This is a genomic window from Xanthomonas sp. MUS 060 (assembly GCF_000963215.1).
GTDB lineage: Bacteria > Pseudomonadota > Gammaproteobacteria > Xanthomonadales > Xanthomonadaceae > Xanthomonas_A.
This window is the reverse complement of record NZ_JZIM01000095.1, coordinates 1-1,000: the sequence shown is the minus strand read 5'-3', so window position 1 is coordinate 1,000 and position 1,000 is coordinate 1. Positions and strand designations below refer to the sequence as shown.

The window sequence follows — 1,000 nt, the reverse complement described above, 5'->3', positions numbered from 1 at the left end:
TGACGAAGAGGACGGATTCATCCTCGGCAAGGCGTATCAGCCGACCACGGATGAGTGGGCCTTGCTCCAACGCAAATGGCGCTTGCGCTTCCTGAAGAGGACGGATTCATCCTCGGCAAGGCGTATCAGCCGACCACGGATGAGTGGGCCTTGCTCCAACGCAAATGGCGCTTGCGCTTCCTCGGCCAGCAGTTTCTCAAGCAAGCGCTTCCTCACCATCAGGTACCCCACACAGATCGTGATCGATTAAATGGAAGCCGCTGTCCTCGTCAGCGACATGCTGCAACGCCTGCCCATCCACCAGCGCGAAGGTTGTGCGCAACGACGCATGTCGGGCCACGATGCGATCCAACGCACGCCGCAGCGCCTGCGCATCCAACACACCGCGCAAACGCAAGCCGCCGCTGATGTGATACGCCTGACTGACACCCTCGAACTGCGACAGGAACCAGAGCCGTTGCTGTGCAAACGACAGCACGCGCGGCGCGTCCGGCTGCAATCGCAGGATCGGCGGCAAGATCGCAGCGGACGAAGAGGCCACACAGCTTCCTCACCATCAGGTACCCCACACAGATCGTGATCGATTAAATGGAAGCCGCTGTCCTCGTCAGCGACATGCTGCAACGCCTGCCCATCCACCAGCGCGAAGGTTGTGCGCAACGACGCATGTCGGGCCACGATGCGATCCAACGCACGCCGCAGCGCCTGCGCATCCAACACACCGCGCAAACGCAAGCCGCCGCTGATGTGATACGCCTGACTGACACCCTCGAACTGCGACAGGAACCAGAGCCGTTGCTGTGCAAACGACAGCACGCGCGGCGCGTCCGGCTGCAATCGCAGGATCGGCGGCAAGATCGCAGCGGACGAAGAGGCCACACACGCGCGCGGCAAGCTGCTGGAGGCGTGCACAAACAACTCGGCCACCCCGATCTCCACACCCAATTCCTTGCGCAAACGCGAAGCGACCCGCACCGCCAGCCAGCAGGGAATGTCCACC

2 protein-coding genes are annotated in these 1,000 nt (G+C 62.4%); both read right to left on the bottom strand.

The annotated features are described in order from the left end of the window. Window positions 1–36 precede the first annotated feature (36 nt). Complete coding sequence (locus tag XANALMUS060_RS22910) at window positions 37–204, bottom strand: hypothetical protein (RefSeq protein WP_161795503.1); 168 nt, start codon at window positions 202–204, stop codon at window positions 37–39. Next, a complete protein-coding gene (locus XANALMUS060_RS22905) occupies window positions 197–541 on the bottom strand; it encodes a condensation domain-containing protein (protein ID WP_045739479.1) in 345 nt (114 codons plus the stop codon). Before XANALMUS060_RS22905 ends, XANALMUS060_RS22910 begins: the two co-directional genes overlap by 8 nt. Window positions 542–1,000: the final 459 nt, after the last annotated feature.